Consider the following 3,614-nt stretch of genomic DNA (forward strand, 5'->3'; position numbering starts at 1 on the left):
GAGGCGGGCGGTTGGCCGCAGGCCCCCGCGCTGCGACTTCAGTCGCCAGCCGAGGCCTACGCTCCCAGGTTTACCCAGGACTTATTCGCGCTAACAAATTTTTACGTATCCCGGTGACATGTCATGCTGAGCGCAGCGAAGCATCTTCCAGTCGCGTGGATGGGAAGACCCTTCGCTGCGCTCAGGGTGACATGGTAGCGTGATGGGACAATGAAAAAGATCCGCGACAAAACGTTCTTCCCTTCGCCACTGCTCCCCCTCCTCCTCCCCATGCTTCTGGCAGCCTGCACAGCCTCGCCGCCTCAGGCATCACCCGCCCAAAGCACTATCGAGCCATCGGCAAGTACATCTGCCCCATCGCTCCAACCCACCCCGCTCCCAAGTCGAGGACCAACCGAAGCAATCGCTCCACCCCGCCCGACAACGATTCCCACCCCAACCCCAAACCCATCGCTGATTAGTTCAGTCGATGTGCAGGATGTCAGCGTTGTCCCCCCGCTAGCCTGGTCGCCTGACGGTCGCGCGCTGCTCCTTGGTGGCGTGGGACAGGAGCTGCTACGCTATTCACTCGACGGCGGCGCCCCAGTAACGCTGCTCGATAAGTCGTATATCGGCTTCGACTACGATCAGATCCGTGCGACCTGGGACCATGCGAGCAACGCCATCATCACCCCACGTAGGGCAGATGACGGTAGCTTTGCTATTGTTGCGTTGAGCCCGGAGGGCGTGGAATTGCGGCGTTTTGTGGAAGGTGTGACCGCCAGCAGCAGGTGGGTCACCATGGAGCCAGAGCCGCTCGCTGAAGCCAACGCCAAGCCGCTCACCGTCTTCGACGTCGCCATCGCATCGGACGGGACGGTTGGCATCCTGGGTGACACTGACGTGCTCCGCATGCGCCTGGGCCAACCCGATGTGCGTGTCGCGTTGCCTCTAGGAGTACCAGCAGCACGGAAAGCGGCTACGCCCAATGATTATCAGAGCTTCTGGCTGGCCCCTAATGGTGGGAAGCTTGCGGTCACGGTCGAGTCGCACCTGTACCTGTTCGGCCCCGGGCTGGACGATCCGCTTACCCTAGTCGAACTGCCAAAACCCCAGCGTGAGCCCCATGGCCAGCGTGCCCTGCTGCCACTCGACCTCGTCTGGTCACCCGATGGGACAAAGCTGGCTGTGCAGGCCGCTGATGTGAACGAGGGCATGGGCCGGTTCTGGTTCCAGTCGTTTGTGGTAGACCAGGTGAGTGGCTCGCTTCGTCCGCTCGACAGCGGACTAACTCAGGATATGCCCTCCCTGCCCTATATCACCGGCAATGACCGGCAGGTCGATGGGATGGCCTGGTCACCAGACGGGCGCTGGCTGCTGCTGAACCGTGGATACGAGGCCCAGTGTACTGGCGGCCCCGACGGATGCCTGGCGAGCCAGACGGCCCTGGACCCGGAGCGTGCCGCTCTGACCATGCTCTGGCTGGCACCAGGCAATGGCTCCGCTGGCGTATGGTCACCAGATGGCCGTCAGATAGCCGTCTTCTGCGCCGATACTGATAGGTACACCCCTGACACCTACCATCTCTGCCTCCTCACCCTCGCCCAGGGGTGGGAGTCAGCTATGCCGTAGCATAGGGCGTCATCTGATTACTATGGCGAAGCGGGGCGAGAGCCCCGCCCGCCCCAGGGCCGTGATCGAGCGGGTCTCGGCGTCGTTGACCCGGCAGAGGTGCGCCGGGAGCGGCCAGGCCTCGCGCAGCCAGCGGTGGGCAGCGGCCACCAGGCGGTCGGGGATGTCGCCGGCCTGCAGGTCCTGGCGCAGCCAGAAGGTGGCCATCGCGGCGCCGGGCGGCTGCGCGCGGATCAGCGCCTCGGGCGCCCGGGCGCGCAGCGGGCGCAGGGCGAACCCCGCCGCGCGAGGGCCGGGAGGGATCGGGGTGCCCCTCGGGGATCCACGGGCTCATCGGCCCTCCTGACACCACATCACCGGCGCTGCCGGCCAGCAGTCGCTGGCCAATCAGCGGCCTCATGCAGCGCATCAGCCATGGACGTCGACGTGCTCGGGGCTGAGCACGTAGCGCACGCGCACCTGGCCCGGGACGAGGGCATAGTCCTTGCCCGTGTAGCGGTGCGACAGGGCGTTGATGTGCGCGTCGCCGCCCTCCTCGGTGATCAGCACGACCGGGCCGCGCACCTGGATGTAGCGGTAGGGGTCCTGCGGGTCGAGCACCATCAGCGCGACGTAGGGGCTGGCGCGGATGGCCCGGTCCTTCAGGCGGCCGGCGGCCGAGTTGATGTGGATCTGGCCGTCCGCGAGGTTGAACCAGACGGCGGTGACCTGGGGCGTCCCGTCAGGCAGGGCGGTGGCGAGGGCGGCGACGATCGGGCGCTCCAGCAGGTCGATGTGGCTCGGCGGGATAGGCGTCGGGGTGGTCATCGTGCATCCTTATGTGTAGGCGCGGTCGGTAGAGCGGTCGGGCGCGCGGCGGGCATCAGCTCAGCCTGCCCCCGCCGGGGGCGTCGTCAGCCCCCGCACCTCCAGCCAGCGGTCGATGGCCCGGCGCAGCTCGGCGACGGCATCCCGCCTGGCGAGCGTCGGTGCGCCGCCGCCATGATAGCACGCCGGGGCAGATCTGGGCCGGCTCAGGCGGCGGCGCGCAGGGCGACTGTGGCGTATCCTTTTCGCCGCCCCAGATGGTATATAGACGAGGCGGCAGCGACCAGGCGTGAGGAGAGGGGCCAGCGGCCCCTGGCCGCCCCGCGCCGCCGCCGGCGTAGCCCGCCGCGCATCCCAGCACCGCGTTGTAGCAAGATAGGAGCCCGCCCTATGGAGACCCGACCCGAACGCCAGCCCTGGTACGCGGGGCTCATCGCCCTGGCCGCCGCCGTCGTCATCGCCGCCGTGCTGTATGCCGTGAGCAATGTGATCTTCGTCGCCGCGCTGCTCGCCGCCCCGCCCAGGGACGACCTGCCCTCCTCCGTCGCCCACGCGCGGACGGCGGCGGCGGCGACCCAGCGCGCCCTCGCGGCCCCGACCGCCGCGCCGACCATCGTCGTGCCGAGCGCCGCGCCGCGCCCCACCGCCGCCCCGGAGCCCACGGCGGCGACGCGCCCCACCGCCGCGCCCGAGTCAGCCTTCACCGGGCCGGAGCAGGTGCTCCCCGACGGCACAAGGATCCCGATCAACCTAGGGGCTACCTCTGCGACTGAGGCGCATCAAGCATGGCTCACCGCCCTGATCACCACTAGCTATGATCGCGCCCTGGCGGTCTACCGCGCCGCCGATGGCAGCGTGCCTATTGATGAGCTGAACGACCACATGGGGCTGATGTACTCGGCGATGCACCGGCCCGACCCCGACCCGCTGGGGCTGGGGAAGCTGCGCGATGTCCGCGAGGCCGGGGACTACGCCGACCCCGGTGGCGGCGGGGTGCGCTACGCGATCGCGCATCTGGTCTTCGACAGCAGCACGCTCTGTATGCAGGCGACCCTGGTTGATGACGGGGATGCGGGCTGGCACGTGCGGGCCTGGGGCACGATCACGGCTGAGGAGTGCCTCACGGCCAGGGCGCGGATCGCAGCCGATAGCCGATAGCACATCCTCGGAATCACTGAGGCACTGATGTTGTGAGG

Annotated in this window: 4 protein-coding genes; 2 read left to right on the forward strand and 2 right to left on the reverse strand. The window is 68.2% G+C overall.

Going from position 1 to position 3,614, the window contains the following annotated elements:
• The first annotated feature begins 540 nt into the window (after positions 1–540).
• Positions 541–1,611, forward strand: a complete 1,071-nt coding sequence (locus tag K2Z83_RS14400; RefSeq protein ID WP_220595881.1) for a hypothetical protein — start codon at positions 541–543, stop codon at positions 1,609–1,611.
• 9 nt (positions 1,612–1,620) lie between these two features.
• Here K2Z83_RS14400 and K2Z83_RS14405 read toward each other — a convergent pair whose 3' ends face one another.
• Together K2Z83_RS14405 and K2Z83_RS14410 are read right to left on the reverse strand one after the other, a co-directional pair.
• Positions 1,621–1,818 carry a hypothetical protein gene (locus K2Z83_RS14405; RefSeq protein ID WP_220595882.1) on the reverse strand — a complete coding sequence of 66 codons (198 nt, stop codon included), beginning with the start codon at positions 1,816–1,818 and terminating at the stop codon, positions 1,621–1,623.
• Between the two features lie 201 nt (positions 1,819–2,019).
• Positions 2,020–2,418, reverse strand: coding sequence for a PPOX class F420-dependent oxidoreductase (locus K2Z83_RS14410; protein ID WP_220595883.1), 399 nt, complete (start codon positions 2,416–2,418; stop codon positions 2,020–2,022).
• 390 nt (positions 2,419–2,808) lie between these two features.
• Between K2Z83_RS14410 and K2Z83_RS14415 the strand changes: the two genes are divergently transcribed.
• Entirely contained in the window at positions 2,809–3,576 is a 768-nt protein-coding gene (locus K2Z83_RS14415) for a hypothetical protein (protein ID WP_220595884.1), read from the forward strand.
• Positions 3,577–3,614: the final 38 nt, after the last annotated feature.

This window comes from Oscillochloris sp. ZM17-4 (assembly GCF_019599295.1).
GTDB lineage: Bacteria > Chloroflexota > Chloroflexia > Chloroflexales > Chloroflexaceae > Oscillochloris.